This window comes from Ruegeria sp. AP11 (genome assembly GCF_056535865.1).
Genome location: NZ_JBQFJB010000001.1, coordinates 3,319,121 through 3,343,776, shown reverse-complemented (window position 1 = coordinate 3,343,776; position 24,656 = coordinate 3,319,121). Strand labels below are relative to the sequence as shown.

22 protein-coding genes, 1 tRNA gene and 3 pseudogenes are annotated in these 24,656 nt (G+C 56.7%); 16 read left to right on the top strand and 10 right to left on the bottom strand.

The features are described 5' to 3' along the window. Window positions 1-166: 166 nt before the first annotated feature. From ACR3E4_RS16720 to ACR3E4_RS16675, 10 genes and pseudogenes are all read left to right on the top strand, one after another. Window positions 167-652 (top strand): hypothetical protein, encoded by a 486-nt coding sequence (locus tag ACR3E4_RS16720; RefSeq protein ID WP_480536562.1) that lies wholly within the window; start codon window positions 167-169, stop codon window positions 650-652. Window positions 653-835: 183 nt separating this feature from the next. Beyond that, window positions 836-1,591, top strand: a complete 756-nt coding sequence (gene sufC / locus ACR3E4_RS16715) for a Fe-S cluster assembly ATPase SufC (RefSeq protein WP_480536564.1) — start codon at window positions 836-838, stop codon at window positions 1,589-1,591. After that, a complete protein-coding gene (gene sufD / locus ACR3E4_RS16710) occupies window positions 1,591-2,871 on the top strand; it encodes a Fe-S cluster assembly protein SufD (protein WP_480536565.1) in 1,281 nt (426 codons plus the stop codon). Before sufC ends, sufD begins: the two co-directional genes overlap by 1 nt. Beyond that, entirely contained in the window at window positions 2,871-3,356 is a 486-nt protein-coding gene (locus ACR3E4_RS16705; protein ID WP_480536566.1) for a YIP1 family protein, read from the top strand. The genes sufD and ACR3E4_RS16705 overlap by 1 nt, the downstream gene beginning before the upstream one ends. Then, window positions 3,353-3,919 carry a Yip1 family protein gene (locus tag ACR3E4_RS16700; RefSeq protein WP_480536568.1) on the top strand — a complete coding sequence of 189 codons (567 nt, stop codon included), beginning with the start codon at window positions 3,353-3,355 and terminating at the stop codon, window positions 3,917-3,919. The genes ACR3E4_RS16705 and ACR3E4_RS16700 overlap by 4 nt, the downstream gene beginning before the upstream one ends. Window positions 3,920-3,932: 13 nt before the next feature. Continuing rightward, complete coding sequence (locus ACR3E4_RS16695) at window positions 3,933-5,153, top strand: cysteine desulfurase (protein WP_480536569.1); 1,221 nt, start codon at window positions 3,933-3,935, stop codon at window positions 5,151-5,153. Window positions 5,154-5,208: 55 nt separating this feature from the next. Further along, a tRNA-Arg gene (locus ACR3E4_RS16690) sits at window positions 5,209-5,285 on the top strand. A gap of 134 nt (window positions 5,286-5,419) precedes the next feature. Continuing rightward, window positions 5,420-5,658: pseudogene (locus tag ACR3E4_RS16685) on the top strand (integrase core domain-containing protein); the annotation flags it as partial. A gap of 144 nt (window positions 5,659-5,802) precedes the next feature. Continuing rightward, window positions 5,803-6,648, top strand: a complete 846-nt coding sequence (locus ACR3E4_RS16680; protein WP_480536673.1) for a glycosyltransferase family 17 protein — start codon at window positions 5,803-5,805, stop codon at window positions 6,646-6,648. 178 nt (window positions 6,649-6,826) lie between these two features. Continuing rightward, window positions 6,827-7,819 (top strand): glycosyltransferase family 61 protein, encoded by a 993-nt coding sequence (locus tag ACR3E4_RS16675; protein WP_480536671.1) that lies wholly within the window; start codon window positions 6,827-6,829, stop codon window positions 7,817-7,819. Window positions 7,820-8,320: 501 nt separating this feature from the next. On the opposite strand, the pseudogene ACR3E4_RS16670 reads toward ACR3E4_RS16675, so the two are convergent. After that, a pseudogene (locus ACR3E4_RS16670) lies at window positions 8,321-9,420 on the bottom strand (IS3 family transposase). A gap of 83 nt (window positions 9,421-9,503) precedes the next feature. Between ACR3E4_RS16670 and tnpC the strand changes: the two are divergent. Further along, a pseudogene (tnpC, locus tag ACR3E4_RS16665) lies at window positions 9,504-10,490 on the top strand (IS66 family transposase); the annotation flags it as partial. Window positions 10,491-10,695: 205 nt separating this feature from the next. Here tnpC and mepK read toward each other — a convergent pair. Beyond that, complete coding sequence (mepK, locus tag ACR3E4_RS16660; protein WP_480536304.1) at window positions 10,696-11,265, bottom strand: peptidoglycan L,D-endopeptidase MepK; 570 nt, start codon at window positions 11,263-11,265, stop codon at window positions 10,696-10,698. A gap of 346 nt (window positions 11,266-11,611) precedes the next feature. Between mepK and ACR3E4_RS16655 the strand changes: the two genes are divergently transcribed. Genes ACR3E4_RS16655 through ACR3E4_RS16640 form a run of 4 tightly spaced genes read left to right on the top strand, consistent with a single transcriptional unit; the run spans window position 11,612 to window position 15,842 of the window. Then, window positions 11,612-13,207, top strand: a complete 1,596-nt coding sequence (locus tag ACR3E4_RS16655) for a L,D-transpeptidase family protein (RefSeq protein ID WP_480536305.1) — start codon at window positions 11,612-11,614, stop codon at window positions 13,205-13,207. Window positions 13,208-13,242: 35 nt separating this feature from the next. Continuing rightward, window positions 13,243-14,334, top strand: coding sequence for a UDP-3-O-(3-hydroxymyristoyl)glucosamine N-acyltransferase (gene lpxD, locus ACR3E4_RS16650; RefSeq protein WP_480536306.1), 1,092 nt, complete (start codon window positions 13,243-13,245; stop codon window positions 14,332-14,334). A gap of 32 nt (window positions 14,335-14,366) precedes the next feature. Continuing rightward, window positions 14,367-14,624: an acyl carrier protein gene (locus tag ACR3E4_RS16645; RefSeq protein ID WP_480536308.1), complete on the top strand. Its 258-nt coding sequence runs from the start codon at window positions 14,367-14,369 to the stop codon at window positions 14,622-14,624. 9 nt (window positions 14,625-14,633) lie between these two features. Next, window positions 14,634-15,842, top strand: coding sequence for a beta-ketoacyl-[acyl-carrier-protein] synthase family protein (locus ACR3E4_RS16640; RefSeq protein ID WP_480536310.1), 1,209 nt, complete (start codon window positions 14,634-14,636; stop codon window positions 15,840-15,842). A gap of 50 nt (window positions 15,843-15,892) precedes the next feature. Here the strand turns inward: ACR3E4_RS16640 and ACR3E4_RS16635 are convergent, their stop codons facing one another. Then, entirely contained in the window at window positions 15,893-16,486 is a 594-nt protein-coding gene (locus ACR3E4_RS16635) for an invasion associated locus B family protein (RefSeq protein ID WP_480536311.1), read from the bottom strand. 445 nt (window positions 16,487-16,931) lie between these two features. Between ACR3E4_RS16635 and ACR3E4_RS16630 the strand changes: the two genes are divergently transcribed. Then, window positions 16,932-18,479: a helicase HerA-like domain-containing protein gene (locus ACR3E4_RS16630; RefSeq protein ID WP_480536313.1), complete on the top strand. Its 1,548-nt coding sequence runs from the start codon at window positions 16,932-16,934 to the stop codon at window positions 18,477-18,479. A gap of 42 nt (window positions 18,480-18,521) precedes the next feature. Here the strand turns inward: ACR3E4_RS16630 and ACR3E4_RS16625 are convergent, their stop codons facing one another. The 7 genes from ACR3E4_RS16625 to ACR3E4_RS16595 form a co-directional block, all read right to left on the bottom strand. Next, window positions 18,522-18,776: a hypothetical protein gene (locus tag ACR3E4_RS16625; RefSeq protein WP_480536314.1), complete on the bottom strand. Its 255-nt coding sequence runs from the start codon at window positions 18,774-18,776 to the stop codon at window positions 18,522-18,524. Window positions 18,777-18,963: 187 nt separating this feature from the next. Then, on the bottom strand, window positions 18,964-20,277 hold the full coding sequence (locus tag ACR3E4_RS16620) for a branched-chain amino acid ABC transporter permease (RefSeq protein WP_480536316.1): 1,314 nt from the start codon (window positions 20,275-20,277) through the stop codon (window positions 18,964-18,966). Next, window positions 20,274-21,284 carry a branched-chain amino acid ABC transporter permease gene (locus tag ACR3E4_RS16615; protein WP_480536317.1) on the bottom strand — a complete coding sequence of 337 codons (1,011 nt, stop codon included), beginning with the start codon at window positions 21,282-21,284 and terminating at the stop codon, window positions 20,274-20,276. Before ACR3E4_RS16615 ends, ACR3E4_RS16620 begins: the two co-directional genes overlap by 4 nt. Further along, window positions 21,284-21,628: a hypothetical protein gene (locus ACR3E4_RS16610; protein ID WP_480567095.1), complete on the bottom strand. Its 345-nt coding sequence runs from the start codon at window positions 21,626-21,628 to the stop codon at window positions 21,284-21,286. Before ACR3E4_RS16610 ends, ACR3E4_RS16615 begins: the two co-directional genes overlap by 1 nt. Before the next feature lie 80 nt (window positions 21,629-21,708). Beyond that, window positions 21,709-22,539, bottom strand: coding sequence for an ABC transporter ATP-binding protein (locus ACR3E4_RS16605; protein ID WP_480536319.1), 831 nt, complete (start codon window positions 22,537-22,539; stop codon window positions 21,709-21,711). Further along, window positions 22,536-23,324: an ABC transporter ATP-binding protein gene (locus tag ACR3E4_RS16600; protein ID WP_480536320.1), complete on the bottom strand. Its 789-nt coding sequence runs from the start codon at window positions 23,322-23,324 to the stop codon at window positions 22,536-22,538. Before ACR3E4_RS16600 ends, ACR3E4_RS16605 begins: the two co-directional genes overlap by 4 nt. A 126-nt stretch (window positions 23,325-23,450) precedes the next feature. Further along, window positions 23,451-24,632, bottom strand: a complete 1,182-nt coding sequence (locus ACR3E4_RS16595) for an ABC transporter substrate-binding protein (protein ID WP_480536321.1) — start codon at window positions 24,630-24,632, stop codon at window positions 23,451-23,453. Window positions 24,633-24,656 lie beyond the last annotated feature (24 nt).

The window sequence follows — 24,656 nt, the reverse complement described above, 5'->3', positions numbered from 1 at the left end:
CAGACCTGTTCGATCATAATCGGTGACGCATGGCGCACTGGGCGCAGCAGCGATGGGCCTTTGGTGGCCCGGGATGCCGTTCGCCCGGAGATTGTGAATTGCCCTTCGAAATTCTCCTTGCTAAGCAAGCAGGAGGATTTCGATTGTGTAATTTATAAGTGCGCCCATGAGCAAAGAGCAGGCTTCGAGTTTTCAGGATCGCGTCGAACGTATCAATGCGCGGGCTCTGGAAACCAAAAAACAGGCACCAAAGCGACGGCCCGACACGGTCTGGACCCGACTCTCCTATCCGCTGGCATTCGTCGGAGCTTTTGCTCTGGGGATCGGGGCGTTCTTTCTGTCTCGCTATCTGCAATTGCAACTGGCCGGGCTTCCGGGCGAGTCGGGCGGCGGCGGGCAGGATTTCATCGGCTTGGCGCTGGCCGGTGGCGTCGTCTTCATGATCTCGTTTTTGTTGAAGAACAATCAAAAGGAATTCGCGTCAGCAAGCGCGTTCGCGATGATTTTGACCACCTTCACGTTTCACAACGCAGTGTGGGCCTATCCCGACGCGTTCGAAGTGGTTTACGGCCCGGAATGGGTGGATTTCGTAAAGCAAATAACGGTGCCGAACAGTATTCAACTGTTCCACATTGCGATCGAGTTCAACTGAGCGCTTGCACCCAGGTGCGTGGCGTCTGGGGTGCGGCACCCAATCATACCCGAAACACGACATCGCTGAGTTGTCATGACGCTGGCTGTTTTTCTGCCGCGCCAGACATCGTTGCATGCGCTTTGTCGACAACACAGAACAAAACCATCCGACGGATGGACACGAAATCTACGAGGTAAAAAAATGCTGGAAATTAAAAACCTGCACGTAAAACTTGAGGAAGAAGACAAGCAAATCCTCAAAGGTGTCGATCTGACGGTCGAGGCCGGCAAGGTGCATGCGATCATGGGGCCAAACGGCTCGGGCAAGTCGACGCTCAGCTATGTTCTGTCCGGGCGCGATGGCTATGAGGTGACCGAAGGCTCGGCCACGCTGGCTGGCGAAGACCTGCTCGAGATGGAGCCGGAAGAGCGCGCGGCTGCGGGTGTGTTTCTGGCATTCCAATACCCGGTCGAGATCCCGGGCGTCGGCAACATGACCTTCCTGCGCACTGCCGTGAACGCGCAACGCAAGGCACGCGGACAGGAGGAACTGTCGGCTACGGACTTCCTGAAAGAAGTGCGTGCCAAGGCCAAGACCCTGAAGATCGATGCGGACATGCTGAAGCGCCCGGTCAATGTGGGTTTCTCGGGCGGCGAGAAAAAACGCAACGAAATCCTGCAGATGGCGATGCTTGAACCCAAGATGTGCATCCTAGACGAGACCGATTCAGGTCTGGATGTCGATGCTATGAAGCTGGTGTCGGAAGGCGTGAATGCGCTGCGTGACGAGGGGCGCGGCTTCCTTGTGATTACGCACTATCAGCGCCTGCTGGATCACATCAAACCCGATGTCGTGCACATTATGGCAGACGGCCGCATCGTGAAAACCGGCGGCCCCGAGCTGGCGCTGGAAGTGGAACATAACGGTTATGCCGATATTCTGGCCGAGGTGAACTGATGGCTTTGCCCCAAGCAAAACAGACAGCAACCGAGGAACGGCTGGCATCGATGTCGATGCCAGACGCCGGATGCACCCGCAAGGCGCGCGAGGCTGCACTGGCACGTGTACGCGAAATGGGTCTGCCCGGTCGTCGGGATGAGTATTGGAAATACACCCGCCCGGATTCGCTGACCACGGCCGATGCCCCGACCGCCGCAGTATTTCATCATGATGAACCACTGATGTTCAATGAATTTGATCGCCTCAAGATCGTGTTCATTGACGGTGTGTTCAGCCCGGATGAGTCTGATGACCTTTCGTTGGAAGGGGTGAAAATCGACCGTCTCGAGGATATCTGCTGCAAAGATATCCATTGGGCCAAAGAGTTGTACGGCGTTCTCGAAGCGAAAGGCCAACACCCGGTTCAGCGGCCGTTGGCGGCATTGAATACCGCGTTCGCCTCGGACGGTGTGGCCATTCACGTCACCGGAAAGCCATCGAAACCGATCAGCCTGATCTATCGCCATGAATCCGAGACCTCGGATGCGATCCTGCACCACATCGTGCGGGTCGAAAGCGGGGCTGAGGTGACGATTCTTGAAAACGGTCCCGCAGCGTCGCGTTTCAACAAATGTATGGAAATCGACATCGCCGATGGCGGCAAGTTGCACCATGTGCGCGCGCAAGGCCGTGATCATCAGCGCCGCGCAGCGACTCATATGTTCACGCGCATGGGGCACGAGTCGGTTTATAAATCGTTCACTCTGACGGTGAACGGTGTTCTGACCCGCAATGAGCAGGTTATCGAACTGACCGGAGACGACGCTGTGGCGCATGTGGCGGGCGCCTGTGTCGGCGACGGCGATTTCCACCATGACGATACGGTTTTCATCACTCATGATGCGGTGAACTGCGAAAGCCGTCAGGTGTTCAAAAAGGTTCTGCGCAACGGCGCGACTGGCGTGTTCCAGGGCAAGATCCTGGTAAAAGAAGGCGCGCAGAAGACGGATGGCTATCAGATCAGCCAGTCTCTGCTGCTGGATGACGACAGCCAGTTCCTCGCCAAGCCCGAGCTTGAGATCTACGCCGATGACGTCGCCTGTTCACACGGCTCAACATCAGGCGCGATTGATGAAACGGCGCTGTTCTATCTGCGATCTCGTGGCGTTCCGGTCAAGGACGCGACTGATATGCTGACGCTGGCCTTCCTTGCGGAAGCCGTGGAAGAGATCGAGGACAAAGCACTGGCCGAAGTCATCGTCGAACGTCTCGAAAGCTGGTTGGCGCGCCGAAGCTGATGCCCGTCACAACCGATATCGTGGCCACATATCGCGGACCGGGGCGCGTTGTGCGTCGTCTGTTGGATATGGGGCCACGTGAAGACCGTGCATTGGCCTTTGTAATGGCCTTTTGCGTGATCGGCTTTATCGCGCAACTTCCGGGACTTGCCCGCAAGGCCCATCTGGAAGGGGCAGAGCTGAACATGCTGATGGGCGGTGCCTTGCTGGGTTCTGTTTTCATTCTGCCGCTACTCTTTTACCTGCTGGCATGGGTAACCCATCTGGTCGCACGAGGCTTTGGCGGCAAAGGCACCAGTTATGGAGCTCGTCTGGCCCTATTCTGGGCGCTTTTGGCGTCGGCGCCCCTGGTATTGCTGAACGGTTTGGTGGCTGGGTTCATCGGTCCGGGGCCTACACAGTCGCTGGTCGGCTTGTTCTGGGTTGCGATTTTCGTCTGGTTCTGGTTCTCGGGGCTGAGACAAACGCAAAGGGCGCCCGAATGAGCTCTGCCTTATTGATGAGAATGGTCGTTCTGACCCTGTCGAACCCGGCAGGGGCCGCACGACGTCTGTTGTCGATGAAGCTTGGTAACGACGTGCTGTGGCTGGCTTTTTTTCTGGCGGTGATTCTGAATGCGCTGGTGCACTCTGCATCGACTATCATCCTGCCGCTGATTTCGGCTGACATGCAGCAACTGGCCGTGCCAATGTCGCGCACCTTGTTGGTATCCGCCGCAGCCATCGTGATCAGCGTGGTGACCTTTCAACTGGTCGGCCGCATGCTGGGTGGAGCGGGCGAGATCAATGAGGTGGCGACTCTGGTGATCTGGTTGCAAATACTGCAGATCGCTGGTCAGGCGGTTATTCTTGTGGTCGCGTCTTTCGCCCCCTTCCTGTTCCTCCCGGCCAGTCTGGTGATGCTAGGCCTCAGCCTCTACATCACCCTGCATTTCCTGAACGAAGTGCACCGCTTCGACTCGCTTGGCAAATCCTTTCTGGTGATGCTCATCGCAGGCGTTCTGGCCATCCCCTTCGTTCTTTGGTTGACCCCTGGCGGGTCTGTATAGGGAATTCCTGTTCATGTATGACGTGCAGAAAATCCGCGCTGACTTTCCGATCTTGTCACGACAGGTGAACGGCAAGCCGCTGACCTATCTGGATAATGGCGCATCGGCGCAGAAACCTCAGGTGGTGATCGACGCGGTCACACAGGCCTATGCTCATGAATATTCGAATGTGCATCGCGGCCTGCATTACTTGTCCAACCTTGCAACCGAAAAATACGAATCCGTACGGGGCACAGTCGCGCGGTTTCTGGGCGTTGCGGACGAGAATGAGATCGTATTGAACTCCGGCACGACCGAGGGGATCAATCTGGTCGCCTATGGCTGGGCCATGCCGCATCTGCAGGCCGGAGACGAAATCGTCCTGAGCGTGATGGAGCATCACGCCAATATCGTGCCCTGGCATTTCCTGCGCGAACGGCAGGGCGTCGTGTTGAAATGGGTGGATGTGGATGCTGCGGGTCATCTGGACCCGCAAGCGGTGATCGACGCGATCGGGCCCAGAACCAAACTGGTCGCGGTGACCCATTGCTCCAACGTGCTAGGGACTGTTGTCGATGTCAAAGCCATCACGCAAGGCGCACACGCCAAGGGCGTGCCGGTTCTTGTCGACGGCAGTCAGGGCGCGGTTCACATGCCGGTCAATGTGCAGGATATCGGCTGCGATTTTTATGCGATCACCGGCCACAAACTCTATGGTCCATCCGGGTCAGGTGCGATTTACATCAGTTCGGACCGCATGGCCGAGATGCGCCCGTTCATCGGCGGTGGAGACATGATCAAGGAAGTCTCCGAAGATCAGGTGATCTACAACGATCCGCCCATGAAGTTCGAGGCCGGAACCCCCGGTATCGTCCAGACCATCGGTCTGGGCGTGGCGCTGGATTACATGATGGATCTGGGTATGGAGAACATTGCCGCGCATGAGGCAGGGCTGCGCGATTATGCCATGCAACGCCTGACCGGGCTGAACTGGCTGCAGGTACAGGGAACGACCGCCGACAAGGCCGCGATCTTCAGTTTCACGTTGGACGGGGCAGGGCACGCGCATGACGTTTCGACCATTCTGGATAAAAAAGGTGTTGCCGTGCGTGCGGGTCACCATTGCGCCGGGCCGCTGATGGACCACCTGGGCGTCACCGCCACCTGCCGCGCCAGCTTTGCGCTTTATAATACCACGGATGAGGTCGACACTCTGATCGATGCGCTGGAACTGGCGCATGATCTGTTTGCCTGATCCGGTCGCATTTGCAGTTGCACCCGGATCGGAACGAGGGTAGCTAACGGCCAAGGCACCTGTAGCTCAGCTGGATAGAGCGCTGCCCTCCGAAGGCAGAGGCCAGAGGTTCGAATCCTCTCAGGTGCGCCATACAGTCCAAAAAAGTATGTTCTAATAATATCTTACTTGGTTATTGCGCTCCGATTGGTGACACTTTAGGTGACACATGTCGAAGAACTGGTTCAGATTTGGCTGTATAAGAATGACGATATAATATGTGCAATGGTGTCACGCTCGACTTCTCACGCTAGGCAAACCAATCGATAACGCCTTCGTCGAAGCATTTAACTCCAAGTTCAAAGCAGAGTGTCTGAACATGCATTGGTTCCTGTCGCTGGCAGATGCTTGCGAAAAGATGGAGGAGCGGCGTAGATACTACAACAAAGAAAGACCGCACAGCGCCATCGGGAACATCCCACCGGCAATGCTGGCAAACTCACATGACGATACCAGCAAGTCATGATGAGAAAAGGCGGAAAACTCTACGCCCAGGTGGCAGAAGGTTGGGCAGCAGAGCATAACTCAAGAAGTTCAGCACCTTGCATACCTTCATGGCAACGCTACAAAGCATGATGTATTCGATGAACCATCAAGGGGATAGGCCGCAATGATATTCGATTGCTTTACCTTCTATAATGAAGTCGATCTTCTTGAGTTGCGTTTCGCGCTCACTGAGAATTATGTTGATCGTTGGGTGATTGTGGAAGCCAACGAGTCTTTCACCGGGAGCTCCAGAGATTTTTGCCTGCCAGATCACATCCAGCGGTTTTCGGCGTGGAAAGATCGCATCATCTACATTCAGGTAGAGGATATGCCGGCATCGCCAAATCCTTGGATTCGCGAAGAATTTCAACGTAACTGTATCGAGCGCGGATTGGTGGATGCGAAGCCGGACGATCTTGTCGTGATTTCTGATGTCGACGAAATTCCGAATATGCCCGAAGTTCTGCGTCAGGTTGACTCCGAACAACCATCTGAACTGCAGCAAAAGATGTATTATTTCTACCTGAACTTCCGAAGATCCGACTGGTCGAAATCTTGCGTACTCTACCGACGTCACATGGTAGTCTCGCCAAACTCTTTGAGAATAACAAAGGGAAAGCCTACAATTTCAAATGCCGGCTGGCATTTCAGTTATCTAATGGATCCCGAGCAGATTCAGAAGAAGATAAATGCTTTCTCGCACCAGGAATTCAATCGCCCTGACATCAACAATCCTGAACATATCGAACGCGCGTTGCGAGGGGAGATCGAGCTTTTCAAACGTCGCAGCAAAAAGGGTGCCCATAAGTTGCGCTGGGAAGAACTTGATCCCGTCATTGACACGGCGCTTGCCCGCCTGAACTCTCCGCTTTCGCGCTTTGTGATGCCAGAGCCTGAACAGCCCCGGCCAAGCAGCGGTTGGTGGCAGAAGCTTAGAAAGCCGAGAGGTAATCTGAAACAACAAAGTTGACCTGATCGGGTCCTGTGCGTGGACGTTTGTATTCGCTCGACGTGTTGCGGTTCGACATTTGGTCATGCCGCATAAGCCAAATGCGTCTGAAGTCTTACTATGTCAGTGTGCGTTGTGTACATCCGCTGGAATTCCGCAAAGTCTAGTTTTAATAGGAGGTCTAACAACGCGAACAAAATTGGCTCAGGTCATGTACTTATTAGATTTGCTTAAGAAATCCGACTTAGAAACGAATGCTCGGCTGCCGTATACAAGCGTTCGGAATGGGCTGATCGCACCTTGGGCCACGGTTCCGGGCCAAGATGGGCCATTTCCCGAAGCACTGTTGGCTCGGTCAGGTGTCTATTCGGCGGATGGAAAATGCGTGGAATCGAGTCTTTTGGTCCGAAACGGCGTGCGAATTTCCGTTCCCGGAGAGTTCATCCCAGCCGCGCGTGTTAGTGGTACTGTGATTTACGCCGGGCCACTTTATGACCATTTCGGCCATTTCCTGCTGGAGTCGCTGGCGCGCCTTTGGGCCACTGATGTTTGGCGCCGTGCGAGGATCGCTTGGTCTGTTGTGCCAGGGCAAGACGAACTGACCCCCTGGCAAATGGATCTGCTCCGACATCTCGGGTTGGAACGCAGGGTGTGTCTGATTGACCGACCGACCCGATTCTCGAAAGTAATCGTACCTGAAGCCGGGTTTCAAATCAGCGACCAATTTCACCCCCTTCATGCACACTTTCTTGCCCGGCGAGGTCCGATAGGTGGTGGTAAGAAAAAAATCTGGTTGTCGCGCAGTCAGCTACCAAGTGGTCCTACGCGCATCGGATTTGAGGCAGTAGAAGAACGCCTGCCAGAGCTCGGTTGGACTGTGGTACATCCACAGAATTTGACGCTGGCTGAGCAGTTGGACCTTTTTGCGTCAGCCAAACGGATCGGTGGTGAGGAAGGTGCTGCCTTGCATCTTGCCGTGCTTGTTCGTGAGTTGGAGGGGCTGCGCATGGACGTGCTTCCCAGACGAGGCGGAGCAAAGAAGATCCGACCGAATTATCACCTGATCGCAAGTACTCGCGGGTTCAAAATGCGTGTGCGTACAATCAAGGAAGAACGCATTCTGTGTCGTAGGGGTCCAGAGGTTTCAAAGAGCATGGGCCATATTGAGGATTACTTGAGAGTTTTGTCTTGAACGCGAGAAGAAATTGAAATCCAACCTTAGACAGTTGCGCAAGATATCGGCTTTATTGGCAATCGCTATTCTAATTCCTGGCTTCCCCAACTCATAAAACTGCCTAATTTCAAATAGACGAACTTCAAGCGGGGGGGGAATCAGAGCAACGGAATTGGTGTGCTTGAAGGACACATTTCCGTAAAAGTTGAAATCAACTTGAGCCAATCGAAGATCAAAAAGTGCTGAGAAGCGGTGTAATCAGAGCCGCATCCAAGAGGTAAGTCAATGGGGCACCCCTGTGCGTGGTCGAGAGGACGATATCAGAGTTCCAGCCCCGCCGCTCCTGCCTGCGCGCTCTTTCATCCTAGCATAAATTCGTTCCATCTTAGGGCCGAAGCCCGCGGTGGGCACTTATGATGCGCAATCTGATCGAGAAGCAGTTCTCGTCTGCTGCTTTCTTACGATGCTCTGCTGCCCAACCTTCTGCCACCTGGGCGTAGAGTTTTCCGCCTTTTCTCATCATGACTTGCTGGTATCGTCATGTGAGTTTGCCAGCATTGCCGGTGGGATGTTCCCGATGGCGCTGTGCGGTCTTTCTTTGTTGTAGTATCTACGCCGCTCCTCCATCTTTTCGCAAGCATCTGCCAGCGACAGGAACCAATGCATGTTCAGACACTCTGCTTTGAACTTGGAGTTAAATGCTTCGACGAAGGCGTTATCGGTTGGTTTGCCTGGGCGTGAGAAGTCGAGCGTGACGCCATTTTGATAGGCCCATAAGTCCATATCCCGAGAGATGAACTCGCTTCCAATATCCACCCGTATCGTCGCCGGGAAGCCGATCTGCAGACACACTCGATCCAGCGTAGCGACAACATCCTCGCCCTTGTAACTGAACTTCAGGTTGATGACGGGTGAGACGCGCGAGAATGTATCGACCACAGTCAGGACGCGCAGTTTACGGCCAGTCGCAAGCTGATCATGAGCGAAGTCCATTGCCTACACATTATTGGGCCTCGCGGCATCCGAGCGATCCTCCCTCAGCTTGGCCTTCACCCGCCGTTTTGGCGATTTGTTCCGTAATTGCAGCCCCATCTCGCGGTAAATCCTGTAAACTTTCTTGACGTTGACCGGTAAACCCTCGCGGCGCAACACATAGTACACGCGCCTGTATCCATAACGGACACGGGTCTCACAGATCTCTTTGATGCGCCGTGTCAGGACGGTCGGATCAGTGCAGCGGGAAGCATACTGGTAGGTCGATCTGTCGAACCGCAACACCTTGCAGGCGCGCCTGTCAGACACCCGCCAGACTTCCCGGACACCGTCAATAAGCTCGCGCTTCCGATCCGACCTCAGAGCGTTCGCTTGATGACGTCCTGCAACATCTCCCGGTCCAGCGTCAAATCGGCCACAATCCTTTTCAAGCGACTGTTCTCGTCTGCCAACTCGCGCAGACGACGCATGTCAGGGGGCAACATACCCGAATACTTCTTCTTCCAATTGAAATATGTCGCCGAGCTGTTCCCGGCCTCACGGCAGACTTCAGCAACTGTCTTATCTTCTTCAACCTACTTCAAAACAAACGCTTTCTGCGCGTCCGTAAATCTCGCTGCTTTCATCGCTTCCGTTCCTCCTCCCAGCCAGGAATTCGTCGCGGAAAACCCTAATCACAAATGGCCAGAAAATCGCGTCTCAGAGCACGATCATCCATAAATATGCGGATCATCTCCCCCGTTTGGGCAGGCCCAGATTTACGCCCGGCAAGGGATTGATCTGGATCGCTCGACCCTGGCGGCGTGGGTCGGTCGTGCAGCGTTCGAATTGCGCCCTGTTTACGATGCCCTGATGGCTGATTTGAAACGCTCGACCAAACCGTTCATGGATGAGACCGCAGCCCCGGTCCTGGACCCGGTCGCAAGAGGACCAAAACAGGTTACTTCTGGGCGCTCGCCCGCGATGACAGGCCATGGGGTAGGGTTGATCCGCCCGGTGTGGCTTTCACCTATGCGCTGGGATGCGCCGATGAATAGGCAAAGCAGATTCTGACAGGGTTCAACGGCACGCTGCAAGTAGACGGTTATGCCGGATACAATCGCCTGCTCAAACGGCAGGAAGGAGCAATCCAATTGGCTCATTGCTGGGCGCATGCCCGTCGTAAGCTCATTGACGTGGCCAAAGCTGGGAAAGCCACTTCGATGCGGATGAGGGTATCACGCAGATCCAGGACCTCTACCGCATCGAAAAGGAAATCAGAGGCCAAAGCCCGGCCGCCCTGAACACAGTGCGGCAGGAACGCTCAAAACCAATCATTGATCGGATGGAATTTTGGCTCCGGGAAACGCGCTCTCGCGTCTCCGCCAAATCACCCATCGGCGAAGCCCTGAGCTATATTGCCAAACGCTGGGACGACCTGACCGTGTTCATGGACGATGGTCGCGTGGAACTGGATTCCAACAGCATCGAACGCACAATCCGCCCGATTGCCCTGAATCGCATGAACGCGCTCTTCGCTGGCCATGAGGCCGGAGCACAGAACTGGGCAATCCTCGCGTCAATGATGGAGACCTGTAAATTGAACAGCGCCGATCCGCACGCCTGGCCCAATCGAACACTGACCGCCATCGCAAACGGGCACAAACAATCCGACATCAACAACCTGAGCACCTGGAATTACGCCGAAAACGTGTGATCGACGCACCGATTACGATAAATTGTGCCGTGATGGGGTAACTGTTTCCAATGAAAACCTGTGAAAGAAAACGATAAGCGCAGACCTCCCAAGTGCGCCATTTCCTCAGTGTTGATGCGACGCCTGATACAGATGATCAGGCAAAACAAAACCCCCAACAGCATGGGCTGAGGGGGTTAACTCAACAGAACGAAGTTCTTAGCGATTAGCCGCGCCAGGTACGGATGACGCCGCAATCCATGTGGACGAAGTTCGAGCCATAGTATTGCCCGACGCCGCCCGCACGGCAGGACATTGCGGCCTTGGCCATCTGTGAAACCGAGCGCGACGACAGGCGCAGATCGGCGGCCTGGCCTTTCATGTGCAGCGAGTTCTTGGCAACTCCACGCGATCTGGAGCGCAGCATGGCGTTGGTTTTGGGGGAGCGGTAGCCCGAGAGCAGCATATAAGGTTCGCTGACGTCCAGCATGTTGTGGGCGGCTGCCATGATGTCGATGGTGCGCAGGTCCATGGGTTTGACCTGATCATTGCGCCAATCGCGCATGAAGTAGTTCACTTCTTTGACGGCGTCCTTGATGTATTTGCCATCGACCCAATATACCATATCGAGACGTTCGCCCGTGCGGCCCGAATACATACGGATGCGACGAATATCGCCCCCGCCGCGAAGGAATCCTGCTGCCTTGGAATAGGTCGGAGCTGCTACGACTGCCGTTGCTGCGAATGCACCCAATAGGGCACGACGGGTCAAACCCGATGCACTGCTCTTGGTCATTTTTTGTTTCGTCCCGTACTGTTCCTGCCTGCGCACGATGTTACGCGCGCGGTGTTAATTTTTCCCATCCCAGATGCGGATTTTATGGCACAGCCGGAATCAACAGCCAAGAATTCTTTGGTCGCAGGTAAAACTAGGGGGAATTTTCGGCAGTTTTTTGCGCAACTGATGCAGGTATGCTTTAATTTGACGCGCTTAGGTCAGGCCCGATGCAAACGCGCACCACGGGCAAAAAGATGCGTCTTGGTGATGCATTTGTGAATAGACATTGACCAAGCGGCTTAACATTATCTTCTGACGCGCCCGAGCAGTGTGCGTCAAGTTATTGAATAACCAAGGTCATCCCATGTCGTTTGTTTCTCGTTCCCGTTCTCTGCTGTTTGCCCTGCTGGCCTCTGGCGCATCTTTGGCGCATGCTGGCACGGATGGAACGGCCTTTCAGATGGCGGTTGCCGAGAACACGGCTTCGACCCCGGCAATAGCCGAATATTACCGCAGCAATGGTTTCGACCCGATCTGGGTTGGCGAAACAGCGGAGCATGAGGCGCGGCGTGCGGCTCTGATCAAGGCCTTGTCGACAACTGATCTGCATGGGTTGCCAGCGGCGCGCTATGACGTGCAATCGCTGCTGACGCAAATGCAGCAGGCCCGGACCACCCGTGATCTGGGATTGGTCGAGGCGGAACTGAGCCGTGTGTTCGTGAAATATGCGCGCGATATGCAATCGGGTACGGTTACGCCATCACAGGTGGATGATGGGCTGGTGCGAAAGGTCGAGCGGCGCTCGGCCGTTGCGCATCTTGAACGCCTCACATCGTCCGAAGACGCGGGATATTTCCAGGCGCTGATGCCGCAATCGCCACAATACCGCGCGTTGATCAAACAAAAGAGGGTGCTGGAAGATCTGATCGCTCAGGGTGGATGGGGTGCAACCGTTCCGGTCACCAAGCTCGAGCATGGCGATACCGGTCCGAATGTGATCAAACTGCGCAACCGACTGGTTGCAATGGGATATATGAAACCAACGGCCAGCCCGGCTTATGACGATGCACTGATTGCAGCTGTAAGGGCGTTTCAGACGGCGCATGGGTTGGAGCCCGATGGTGTCGCAGGAAACGGGACGATCACCGAGGTCAATCGTCCGGCATCGGACCGTCTGCGCGCCGTCCTTGTCGCAATGGAACGCGAGCGCTGGCTGCCTGAGGATCGTGGTCAGCGCCATATCCTTGTGAATCAGACGGATTTTTCGGCCAAGATCGTGGATGACGGGCAAGTTACGTTCGAGACCCGCGCCGTGATCGGCAAGAACACGAGCGATCGCCGCAGCCCCGAATTCTCGGATGAGATGGAGCATATGGTGATCAACCCCAGTTGGTATGTCCCGCGCTCGATCATCACCAAGGAATATCTGCCCAAACTGCAATCCAATCCGAATGCGGTCGGGCATATCCAGATTACGGACCGTAGCGGACGGCAGGTCAATCGCGGTGCCGTGGATTTCACTCAGTTCACCGCGCGGAACTTCCCGTTTTCGATGCGCCAACCCCCCAGCCGAAGCAATGCTCTGGGGCTGGTGAAGTTCATGTTCCCTAACAAGTACAACATCTATCTACATGATACACCACAGAAATCTCTGTTCGCGCGCGAGGTGCGGGCGTTCTCGCATGGCTGTATCCGGCTGGCACAACCGTTCGAGTTTGCCTATGCGCTGCTGGCCCGGCAGGAGGAGAATCCCAAGGCATTTTTCCACCGCGTTTTGAACACGGGCAAGGAAACGACGGTGAAACTGGATAAGAAAGTACCGGTGCATCTGATCTATCGCACCGCCTATATCGGCCCGAAGGGGGACGTTCAGTACCGCCGCGATGTCTACAACCGTGACGCCAAGATTTGGGAAGCGTTGCAAAAGGCAGGGGTGGCCCTGCCGGACGTTCAGGGGTAATCACGGGGGCAAGTCCTGCCAAAAGGAAGCCCGACATGCAGTTCACCGTTGAGCAAATCGCCAAAGCCATTGGGGCCGAGGCCGCCGGTCAGACCGGCCTGACCATCCTGCGCGCCGCCGAGCCAGGGGATGCCGGGCCAACCGATCTGGCGATGGCGATGTCTCCGAAATATGCCGAGGCTTTGGAAAATGGCTCTGCCCGCGCCGCCGTGCTTTGGGATGGTGCCGATTGGCAGTCCCTGGGCCTTGAGGCGGCCATATTCGTTCAACGTCCGCGGATGGCGATGTCCGGGATCACCTCGATGCTGGATCGGGGGCAGGGGATTGCACCCGGAATTCACCCCTCTGCCGTGATCGACCCGACAGCCGAGATTGGCGCGAATGTCTCGATTGGCCCGCTGGCCGTCATTAGTGCGCGCGCTCAGATCGGGGCTGGGTCTGTCATCGGGGCACATTGCGTGGTCGGGATCGACGCGGTGTTGGGTGAAAATGCCTTGTTGCGCGAAATGGTAAGCATCGGGGCGCGTGCGAAGATTGGTGATCGGTTCATCGCCCAGCCGGGGGCCCGGATCGGTGGCGACGGCTTCAGCTATGTCACGCCCGAGGTTTCAGGGGCCGAAAATGCCCGAAAAACCCTGGGTGACCAAGGGGATGCCAAGGCGCAAAGCTGGATGCGAATCCATTCCCTGGGCGCGGTTGAGATTGGCGATGATGTCGAGGTTGGCTCCAACTGTACCGTCGACAACGGGACCATCCGCAACACGGTGATTGGCAGCGGGTCCAAGCTGGATAATCTCGTGCATGTGGGTCACAACACGCGCGTCGGTCAGGATTGTCTGCTATGCGGTCAGACCGGCGTGTCGGGGTCGGTCGAGATTGGCAATAACGTCGTGCTGGGCGGCCAGACCGGTGTTGTCGACAATATCTTCATCGGTGATGGCGTGATTTCCGGTGGCGGTACCAAGATCCTGTCGAACGTACCTGCCGGGCGGGTCATCATGGGCTATCCGGGGATCAAGATGGAAAGCCACACCGAGATTTACAAAGCGCAACGCCGACTGCCGCGCATGGTCCGTGACGTCGAAGCGTTGAAAAAGGCTGTTTTCAAACAGCCGTCGAGCGATTAAATCATCCCCAACGCGAAAATCAGGGAACCGATATGAGCATCAGCGACCGCGTCATTGCAATCATTGCCGAACAGGCAGTGCTGGAGCCTTCGGATGTGACGCCCGATAGCACGCTCGAAGATCTGGGCATCGACAGCCTTGGTCTGGTCGAGAGCATCTTTGCCATCGAAGAAGAGTTCGACATCTCGGTGCCCTTCAACGCCAATGAGCCGACCGCAAGCGATTTCGACATCACCGATGTCGCTGCAATCATTGCGGGCATTGAAAAGCTTGTCGCGGAAAAGGTCTGACGCCGGATTATGAAACGCGTAGTCATTACGGGTGCGGGCACCATCAACTCGCTGGGTCATTCGGTGCCCGATACTCTGGAAGCGATGCGCGAAGGCCGGTGCGGTATTTCTCAACTGGAATTCCGCGATGTCGACCGCCTTTCGATCAGGATCGGTGGGCAGGTGCGCGGCTTTGAGGCCGAAGGCCGATTCAATCGGCAACAGATGAGCCTTTATGACCGCTTCACGCAGTTCACTCTGACCGCAGCGAAAGAAGCGATCGACCAATCCGGTATCGTGTTTTCCGGTGACACGGCGGCGCGGTCCGGTGTGGTTCTGGGCACTGCAGGTGGCGGAGTTTCGACCTGGGATGATAACTACCGTTCGGTTTACGAGGACGGCAAGAACCGGGTGCATCCGTTCGTAGTGCCGAAACTGATGAACAATGCGGCGGCCAGTCATGTCTCGATGGAGCATAACCTCAAAGGCCCCAGCTTTACGGTATCGACCGCATGCGCATCGTCGAACCATGCGATGGCGCAGGCGTTTCAGTTGGTCCGCAGCGGCGCAGCCCCGGCGATGGTGACCGGCGGATCGGAATCCATGTTGTGCTTTGGCGGGGTCAAGGCATGGGAAGGGTTACGGGTCATGTCCAAGGACGCCTGCCGTCCCTTCAGCGCCAATCGCAATGGTATGGTTCAGGGCGAAGGTGCCGGAATTTTCGTGTTCGAGGAATATGAACATGCACGCGCACGCGGGGCCGATATCCTGTGTGAGGTTGTGGGTTTTGCCATGTCCTCGGATGCGGCTGATATCGTGATGCCGAGCAAACAGGGCGCCTCGCGCGCGATGGCCGGTGCCCTGAGGGATGCGCGCCTGAATGCAAGCGACGTGTCCTATATCAACGCGCACGGCACCGGTACGGCGGCCAATGACAAGACGGAATGCGCGGCGGTTGCGGATGTGTTCGGGCCGCATGCGGATGACCTGATGATATCGTCGACCAAATCGATGCACGGTCATCTGATCGGCGGCACCGGCGCAGTCGAGCTGCTGGCCTGTATCATGGCGTTGCGCGATGGCGTGATTGCCCCGACAATCGGTTATGAAGAGCCCGACCCGGAATGCGCGCTGGATGTTGTCCCCAACGAAGCGCGCGAGGCGAAGGTCGATGTCGCACTCAGCAACGCGTTTGCCTTTGGCGGTCTGAACGCGGTTCTCGCGCTGAAGCGGATATAAGAAAGCCGCCGGTTTGAAACGGCGGCTTTGTTTGGCTTTTGGTCAGGGGTTTATCTGATCGATACGTTCAGCCCGTCGAAGGCTGAGGTAAAGCCGCTCAGGGACATGTCCATATTCAATACCTGATCAGGCAGGCGGGCAGGGACCAGCGACAGAACCGCTTTCGAGCCCGCTTTCATTGCATCGATATCACCCTGGGTCAGCCCAAGCTGAGCGATGCAGCCGACTGGAACGCAGTGGTGATAGTTATAAAGCTTGCGCGGCGCACCATCGATTGAAACAGCCAACTGTGCCTGCAGCAGGGTCTCAAGGGGAACGACCACATTCGCCCATGCCACGGCCGCGCCGCCTTCGGGCAGTTTACCGATCGACACTTCGGCAATCGGATCGCCTTGCTGGTTGTTGAGAATCTGCACCATGGCACAGGGATCGTCATCACTTTCGGTCTTGATGCAGGAAATGTTCCAGTCGCCGGTTTGTTCTTTGACATATTGCTCGCCGATCCGGGGGCCGGATTGACCCAGATCCAGATCGCTTCCAACCTCGGCCTCCGCTTCGGGGGCTTCTGTTGTGTCCTGCGCATAGGCCGTGCCACACAACAGTGCTGCGGCCACAAGGTTAAGCGGGAGAAGTTTCCTGATCATGAATGCCTCATCTTGCTGATCCAGCTTTTTGACCGGTCTAACACCACCCGTTGGCGGTGTCAGTGTCAAACCGATGAACAAGGCGGTATTTGTACGTTTTTTCGCCGAAGTTGGTCCGGAAAATCGTGTTTTGGGCAAATAAGAAGGGAGCCGGTGGAGCGGCCCCCTTCATAGAATTTTCTCCCCGTCGGACTGGCCGACTTAGTTATGCGCAGACGTTACGAAAGGGGAACCCGTGGGTCAACTGCTAACCCAAAGAATTTAACCTATTTAAGGGCGAAATTTGCCGTATTCTGAAAAAATGCCGTGCCCGAAGGCACGGCCAGTCAACAGGGAGGAAATTGCCGCATCGCAGCAGAACCGCAATGAAGCGAGATTCACTCTCGCAGCCAAAGGTTAACTTTGTATGCTTGGGTCAGATCGTAGAATTCGGGACAGTTACTTAATGGACAACGATATCTTTATTGGCGGCGCGGGCGAAGGGTACGGCCAGGCGCAAGGGCTTTCGCTGAAATACGCTAACCGCCACGGGTTGATCGCGGGCGCGACCGGTACTGGCAAAACCGTGACGCTACAAATCCTGGCCGAGGGGTTTTCGAAGGCGGGCGTCCCCGTCTTTATGGCCGACGTCAAAGGTGATCTGTCCGGCCTTGCACTGCCGGGCAGCACCGAGCACAAACTGCATCAGGCGTTCATGGATCGTGCAGCCCGGATCGGGTTCGACGCATTTTCATATGGCGCGTGTCCGGTCACCTTCTGGGATCTCTTTGGTGAACAGGGCCATCCGGTGCGCACCACCGTCACCGAGATGGGCCCGCTTCTGTTGTCGCGGCTGCTGGAACTCAGCGAGGCGCAGGAGGGTATCCTGAACATCGCCTTCCGCGTGGCGGACGAAGAAGGGATGCCCCTGCTGGATCTCAAGGATCTGCAAGCACTGCTGGTCTGGATCGGAGAAAACCGGGCGCAGTTGTCCTTGCGCTACGGCAATGTCTCGACCGCATCGATCGGAGCGATTCAGCGGCGGCTGTTGGTGCTGGAGAATCAGGGCGGAACGAACCTGTTTGGCGAACCGGCGCTTGAACTTTCGGATTTGATGCGCACGGATGAAAACGGGCAGGGGATGGTGAACATCCTTGCATCGGACAAGTTGATGGGTGCCCCGCGCCTGTATGCGACTTTCCTTCTTTGGCTTCTGAGCGAGCTTTTTGAGGAACTGCCCGAGGTCGGCGACCCGGACAAACCCAAGCTGGTATTTCTCTTTGATGAGGCGCATTTACTGTTCGAAGACGCACCCAAAGTGCTGGTCGACAAGGTCGAACAGGTTGCGCGCCTGATCCGCTCGAAAGGGGTTGGCGTCTATTTCATCACGCAGAACCCGGCGGATATTCCCGAGGATATTCTGGGGCAACTGGGCAACCGGGTGCAACATGCCCTGCGCGCCTTTACCGCAAGGGACCGCAAGAACCTGCGTCTGGCGGCCGAGACCTATCGCGAAAACCCGGCATTCGACACTGAAACCGCCATTCGTGAGGTCGGCGTGGGTGAGGCGGTGACCTCAATGCTGCAGAAAAAGGGCGTTCCGGGGATGGTCGAGCGAACCCTGATCCGGCCACCGGGGTCTCAGCTTGGGCCGATTACAAAGGCGCAACGCAAGGCGGTAATGGATGCCTCGGCGATGCAGGCGAAATATGACACGCGGGTCGACCGAAAATCGGCGTTTGAAATCCTGCAGGCGCGGGCCAACACCGCGGCGCAGGCAGCAGCCGAGGCCGAGTCTGACGAGATTCTGGATCAGCAAAGTCCCATGGAACGTGAATACGCTTCGGCCCGCCGTTATTCCGGCAGCCGCGTCGGGCGTTCCTCGTCGCGTGCTTCACGTAAGAAAGATACCTTTGCCACAGCGATGAGCGAAGTCGTGATCAAGGAATTGAAGGGAACAACCGGCCGCCGCATTGTGCGCGGCATTCTGGGCGGGTTGTTCCGCAATCGCTAAGAGATGGTGCTGGCGCTCCTCGGATTGGGGCGCCGACATCGCTTAGCCTTTCAGGCGCCGCTGGCCTTCCTGACGGCAGTAATTGTCAGCCTCGGATACCGACATCTTGGTTGCCGGGAAATTAATCGCACGGTCCCAGGTCACGCGATCATGACGATACAGCTGACAGGTCACGACGCCTTTGGATGTCTGTACCTGAACCGGGGTGGTTTCCAGATCTTCTGGCGACGGGATACAGGCGGTCAGCATTGCCGCAAGCGGGATCATGACGATGGCGGCCTTGAGTGTTCTGTTCATTTAGCCTCAACCTTGTTTTCAATAGTTAAAATCGGATTGGCCGTATGCCGCGCAATTCCGACCGGATTTGTTAGGAACCTGATGTTTCAGTGGGTGGTGATAATCGCATCTACAAAATAAAGGTTTAACAATCAATAAACCGCGCCACTCAATGGGCGCGGTTCGGTAAATTTTGTCTGATCCGGGGCTATTTCTCGGGGATCAGGCCTCTTGGACTGAACCTGAGAACAATCAGCAATATCAGGCCCATGGTAAACAAGCGCATATGGGCTGCGCTGTCTATCAAATGCGACTTGAGCGCGCTTCCGTCGGGCATTCCGGCGGTGATCAGGTTCATCAGCCACAGACCGATGGGTTCGACCTGCACCCACAAGAACCAGATCAGGAACGCGCCCAGTACGGCTCCAAAGTTGTTGCCCGATCCGCCCACGATCACCATCACCCAGACAAGAAACGTGAAACGCAGCGGATTATACGTGCCCGGCGTCAGCTGCCCGTCCAGCGTGGTCATCATTGCGCCCGCGATACCGCAGATGGCCGAGCCCAGAACGAAGATTTGCAGATGGCGGCGGGTGACATCTTTACCCATCGCCTCGGCGGCAACTTCGTTGTCACGAATGGCGCGCATCATGCGGCCCCACGGGCTTTTGAGCGCCATCTGAGCCATCCAAAGCAGCACCAGAAGCACGATCAGGAACAGCAGCGAATAGCCCAGCTTGACCGACAGCGTCGACGCGGTAACCGGGTCAATCCCGAACCACTCGGCGCGCGCAAGGAAAGAGGGGTCCTGCTGCAGTTCGACCTCATACCCAACCACGGGTGAGGGGCGCGGGATGCCGTAGACATTCTTCACCCCACGAGCCAGCCAGTCCTCATTCTTCATGATCGCGATGATGATTTCGGCAATCCCCAGCGTGGCAATCGCCAGATAGTCCGAGCGCAGGCCCAGCGCGGTCTTGCCGATCAACCAGGCGGCACCGGCGGCCAACAAACCTCCGGCAGGCCAGGCCAGCAGAACGGGCAGGTTAAGGCCACCGATATTGCCTGCAACCGCAGGGTTGATCGCCTCAATCGCCGCGACATTTGGATCAAAGATCGCACGATAAACAAAGAATCCAACCACGAGGATGCCTATGATGGCCAGCGTCTGCATGCGCCCCTTGGGCATTTTCTGCGCAACCATCACTGCGGCAACCACGGTCGCCGCGCCCAGCAACAGTGCAAGGATGACACCATATCCACCACCAGACCATGCACCCGGCGTCGGAGGGGTCGAGACCAGCACAACCGCCAGCCCGCCCAGCGCGACAAAGCCCATGACGCCGACATTGAAGAGGCCCGCAAATCCCCATTGCAGGTTCACCCCGATGGACATGATGGCCGAGATCAGGCCCATGTTCAGGATCAGGATCGCTGCGTTCCAGCTTTGCGTAAATCCGGTCAGCAGGATCAGCGCACCAACGACTACAAAGAGTAGGGTGTTTTTGACGGGCTCGCTCATATCACTTTTCCCTTGAACAAGCCGGTGGGCTTAAACAGCAGTACGATCAGCAGGATGGCGAAGCTGACGGCGAATTTGTAATCGGTGGACAGGAACTGGACCAATCCGGATGGCTCCAGAATTTCCGGAGCCAGATAAGTCAGCACCTTTTTCCACGCATAGGTGATGGTCACCTCGGAAAACGCGATGATGAAACCACCTGCGATGGCGCCCAGAGGGTTTCCGAGGCCGCCCACAATAGCCGATGCAAAGATCGGCAGCAGAAGCTGGAAATAAACGAAAGGCTTGAAGCTCTTGTCGAGGCCGTAGAGAACACCTGCGGTGGTCGCCAGCGCGGCGACGATGATCCATGTGATCATGACCACACGCTCGGGGTTGATGCCCGACAACAGCGCCAGATCCTCATTGTCTGAGTAGGCGCGCATCGACTTGCCGGTGCGGGTCTTGTTGAGGAACCAGAACAAGGCGGCCACGGCAAGCACCGCAACCACGACCGTGATGGCCTGCGAGGTCTTGATCGCCAGTCCTTCGTTCAGCCCCGTCCAGGCCTTGAAGTCGCGCGCCTTGATCAGAAACCGTGCGCCGTCCGAGAACCGCTGATCATCCGGCCCGATAATGAAGCGCACCAGCCCGTTCATGATGAACATTACGCCCATCGATACGATCACCAGAATGACCGGTTTGGCCTTTTGCTCGCGATAGAACCTGTACACCAGCTTGTCGGTGACCAGCACCAGAATGATACAGCCCAGAATGGCAAAGGGCAGGGCAAGCAGGGCGGTCGGCAACGGCCCGAAACTGACCCCGGCGGCCTGCAGGCCCCATGTGACCAGCACTGCGATCATCGCGCCAAAGGCCATGGTGTCGCCATGGGCAAAGTTCGAAAACCGCAGGATGCCGTAGATCAAGGTTACGCCAAGCGCCCCCAGCGCCAGCTGACTGCCATAGGCGATTGCGGGAACAAGAACGAAGTTGGAGAGCGCCACAAAGGCGTTGAGGAAGTCCATTATTTATGTTGCTCCGATTGGCAATAGCCTTCGACGGTCCTTATGAGCAGCTTATCGCGGCCAACCTGTGTGTCGCTCAAGACTGCTGTCCCAAGTTCATAGGTGGGCTTTTCAGCGTGAGTGACGCCCTGATACATATCGAGCCTTGGACTCCCAATACCGATGCCATAGGCGAACACGGACAAGATTGGATCATCCGTTATGCGAATATGAGCCCAAGAACTTGTAGGGTATTCCTTGCCATTTTCGTGCCAAACAACTCTATCATCGACCGACAATAGCTTCACCGTCCGGTTGTTCTCAAACTCACAATGAAGAACAACTCCACTTGCATGCTGTTCCATTTGGAGCTTTGTTCCCTCGGCAAACACGACGTCACTCAGGAAGCACGCACAAGTAAGGCTGAGAAGACTAGTTTTCATCCTCACCCCCCCAAGAAACTCTTGCGCACTTCGGGATCGGCCAACAGTTCCTTGCCTGTGCCAGTATAGGCGTTCCGCCCCTGAACCAGCACATATCCCTTGTCCGCGATCTCCAGCGCCTGACGGGCGTTCTGTTCGACCATCAGGATCGGCAACCCGGTGCGCGAGACCTCGATGATCCGGTCGAACAACTCATCCATCACGATGGGTGAAACGCCGGCAGTGGGTTCGTCCAGCATCAAAACCTTGGGTTGTGTCATCAACGCACGGCCCACGGCGACCTGTTGGCGCTGGCCGCCCGACAGCTCTCCGGCGGCCTGATTGCGCTTGTCGCGGAGTATGGGGAAGAGGTCATAGACCTGCTCCATCGTGTCCGAGAAATCGTCGCGGCGGATGAATGCGCCCATCTCAAGGTTCTCTTCCACCGTCATTGAGGTGAAGATATTCGAGGTCTGGGGCACAAAACCCATCCCACGCATCACGCGATCCTGCGGGGTAAGCGAGGTGATGTCCTCGCCATCCAGCCGCACTGCGCCAGAGCGGACATCCAGCATCCCGAACACAGCCTTCATCGCGGTGGATTTACCTGCACCGTTGGGACCAACGATCACTGCAATCTCACCTTTGTCGACGGCGATGGTGCAATCGTGCAGGATGTCTGGACCCTTGCCATAACCACCGGTCATCGTGTCGCCGATCAGGAAGGGGCCGCCCTCGACCTTATGCGTCTCGCCGCTTTTGCGATGAGCGGGGGTCATTGTGCCGACACCATGCGTGTTGGTGATTGAGGCGTCCTTGTTGCCCTTGTCGTCCTGGTAGGGGTTGTCGCTCATGCGCCCGCCTCCAGCTTGTTTTTGTTCTTAAGGCCGGTGCCTAGGTAAGCTTCGATCACGTGTTCATTGGCCTTGATTTCGTCCAGCGTTCCTTCGGCCAGAACTTTACCCTCGGCCATGCAGATGACCGGGTCGCAGATCTTGCCGATGAAATCCATGTCGTGCTCGATGACGACAAAAGTATAGCCGCGTTCCTTGTTCAGGCGCAGGATGGTGTCGGCGATGGTCATCAGCAGGGTGCGGTTCACACCGGCGCCGACCTCGTCCAGAAACACGATCTTGGCGTCGACCATCATGGTGCGGCCCAGTTCCAGCAGCTTTTTCTGACCGCCCGAGACCTGACCGGCCTTGTGATCGGCCAAATGTTCGATGGTCAGGAACTCCAGCACTTCATCCGCCTTGGCCCGCAATGCACGCTCCTCATCCGCGATGCGCTTGCGTCCGAACCATGTATTCCACAGCGATTCACCCGATTGCGCGCCGGGCACCATCATCAGGTTCTCGCGGCAAGACATCGAGGAAAACTCATGCGCGATCTGGAAAGTCCGCAGAAGGCCCTTGTGAAACAGCTCATGCGGCGGCAGGCCGGTGATATCCTCACCATCCATATGGACCTTGCCGCTGGTTGGGGGCAGAACGCCCGCAATCACATTGAACAGAGTGGTTTTTCCGGCACCGTTCGGTCCGATCAGACCGGTGATCGAGCCCTTTTGGATTTCCAGCGATGCCCCATCCACCGCATGAAACCCGCCGAAATGCTTGTGCACGTCTTCGACGACGATCATCTTTTCCCCTAGCCGCCGTTTTCGGCGTTATTGTCCCATCCCCGTATAAGAGGTGCGGCCTTTTGTCATTGAAACAGCCCGGACACAAGGCCCGGGCTGCTCGATTTTATGACTGTTAACGCCGGATCAACGGAAGTTGACGGTCTTGTTTTCGCCGTCGGTTACTTCGATCTCACGGTACGAACCGGCGCTTTCACCGGGGCCGATCAGCTCAACACCGGAGGCACCGACATAGTCGATCTCCTGACCGGCAGCGAGCAGTTCCAGACCCTTGGCCAGTTCACCCGGATAGATCTTCTCACCCGGAGCGTTGGCAACATCCATGATCTTCGCACCATAGTCCGCCGGGCTGGTCGAGCCTGCAGCCTGCATGGCCAGCATGAACAGCGCAGCGGCGTCATAGGATTCAGGCGAATAGGGCGACGAGCCGTCGAAACCCGCGGCTTCTGCCATGGCAAAGTACTTCTCGGCACCTTCGCCACCCGAACCGGCGATCTGACCGAACGAGCCGTTCAGGTCGGGACCAACATTGGCAGGCAGCGAGTCACCGATCATGCCGCCGGGCAGGCCAAAGGTGTCAAATGCACCGCTGTCCAGCGCCGACTGGATGATGCCCAGACCACCTTGGTCCAGATAGCCAGCTACAACCAGAATGTCGCCACCAGCCGAGGCCAGCGCGCCGACTTCAGCCGAATAATCGGCTTTGCCGTCTTCGTGCGCGGCCACGATGGTCACTTCGCCACCCGACGCCTCGTAGGACGACTGGATGGCGTCCGCCAGACCCTTGCCATAGTCGTTGTTGGTGTAGGTCAAAGCGATCGAGCTGATGCCGCGATCGTTCAGGATATCGGCCATAACCTGACCTTCACGCGCATCCGACGGCGCGGTGCGGAAGAACAAGCCATTGTCTTCCATGGTCGACAGACCCGGCGAGGTCGCTGACGGTGAAATCATCACCATACCATTCGGAATTGCGACGTTCTGCAGGATCGCACCAGTCACGCCCGAGCAGTCGCCGCCGATGATTCCGGCAACGCCGTCGGCGATCATGCGCTCACCGTTCGAGGTGGCCAGACCATTGTCGATACAGCCAGTGTCAGCGCGGGTTCCGGTGACGGATGCGCCGTCCAGCAGCTTGCCGGATTCGGTGACTTCGGCCATCGCCATTTCGGCGCCCGACCCCATGGCCGGAGCCAGCGATTCAATCGGGCCGGTAAAGCCGAACAGCACGCCCAGTTTGACGTCCTCGGCCATTGCGGTGCCCGCCAGCAGAGCGGTGGCTGCAGTTGCAGTCAGCAGCTTTTTCATATGGTTACTCCCCATTATCATTCG

Coding starts and splice junctions, on each gene's coding strand:
- ACR3E4_RS16620 (WP_480536316.1), bottom strand. CDS start 20,277: ATGAGCGAGCCCGTCAAAAACACCCTACTCTTTGTAGTCGTTGGTGCG.
- ACR3E4_RS16640 (WP_480536310.1), top strand. CDS start 14,634: ATGAAACGCGTAGTCATTACGGGTGCGGGCACCATCAACTCGCTGGGT.
- ACR3E4_RS16695 (WP_480536569.1), top strand. CDS start 3,933: ATGTATGACGTGCAGAAAATCCGCGCTGACTTTCCGATCTTGTCACGA.
- sufC (WP_480536564.1), top strand. CDS start 836: ATGCTGGAAATTAAAAACCTGCACGTAAAACTTGAGGAAGAAGACAAG.
- ACR3E4_RS16630 (WP_480536313.1), top strand. CDS start 16,932: ATGGACAACGATATCTTTATTGGCGGCGCGGGCGAAGGGTACGGCCAG.
- ACR3E4_RS16680 (WP_480536673.1), top strand. CDS start 5,803: ATGATATTCGATTGCTTTACCTTCTATAATGAAGTCGATCTTCTTGAG.
- mepK (WP_480536304.1), bottom strand. CDS start 11,265: ATGACCAAGAGCAGTGCATCGGGTTTGACCCGTCGTGCCCTATTGGGT.
- ACR3E4_RS16610 (WP_480567095.1), bottom strand. CDS start 21,628: ATGGAACAGCATGCAAGTGGAGTTGTTCTTCATTGTGAGTTTGAGAAC.
- ACR3E4_RS16700 (WP_480536568.1), top strand. CDS start 3,353: ATGAGCTCTGCCTTATTGATGAGAATGGTCGTTCTGACCCTGTCGAAC.
- ACR3E4_RS16600 (WP_480536320.1), bottom strand. CDS start 23,324: ATGATCGTCGTCGAAGACGTGCACAAGCATTTCGGCGGGTTTCATGCG.
- lpxD (WP_480536306.1), top strand. CDS start 13,243: ATGCAGTTCACCGTTGAGCAAATCGCCAAAGCCATTGGGGCCGAGGCC.
- ACR3E4_RS16605 (WP_480536319.1), bottom strand. CDS start 22,539: ATGAGCGACAACCCCTACCAGGACGACAAGGGCAACAAGGACGCCTCA.
- ACR3E4_RS16595 (WP_480536321.1), bottom strand. CDS start 24,632: ATGAAAAAGCTGCTGACTGCAACTGCAGCCACCGCTCTGCTGGCGGGC.
- sufD (WP_480536565.1), top strand. CDS start 1,591: ATGGCTTTGCCCCAAGCAAAACAGACAGCAACCGAGGAACGGCTGGCA.
- ACR3E4_RS16615 (WP_480536317.1), bottom strand. CDS start 21,284: ATGGACTTCCTCAACGCCTTTGTGGCGCTCTCCAACTTCGTTCTTGTT.
- ACR3E4_RS16705 (WP_480536566.1), top strand. CDS start 2,871: ATGCCCGTCACAACCGATATCGTGGCCACATATCGCGGACCGGGGCGC.
- ACR3E4_RS16720 (WP_480536562.1), top strand. CDS start 167: ATGAGCAAAGAGCAGGCTTCGAGTTTTCAGGATCGCGTCGAACGTATC.
- ACR3E4_RS16645 (WP_480536308.1), top strand. CDS start 14,367: ATGAGCATCAGCGACCGCGTCATTGCAATCATTGCCGAACAGGCAGTG.
- ACR3E4_RS16635 (WP_480536311.1), bottom strand. CDS start 16,486: ATGATCAGGAAACTTCTCCCGCTTAACCTTGTGGCCGCAGCACTGTTG.
- ACR3E4_RS16625 (WP_480536314.1), bottom strand. CDS start 18,776: ATGAACAGAACACTCAAGGCCGCCATCGTCATGATCCCGCTTGCGGCA.
- ACR3E4_RS16655 (WP_480536305.1), top strand. CDS start 11,612: ATGTCGTTTGTTTCTCGTTCCCGTTCTCTGCTGTTTGCCCTGCTGGCC.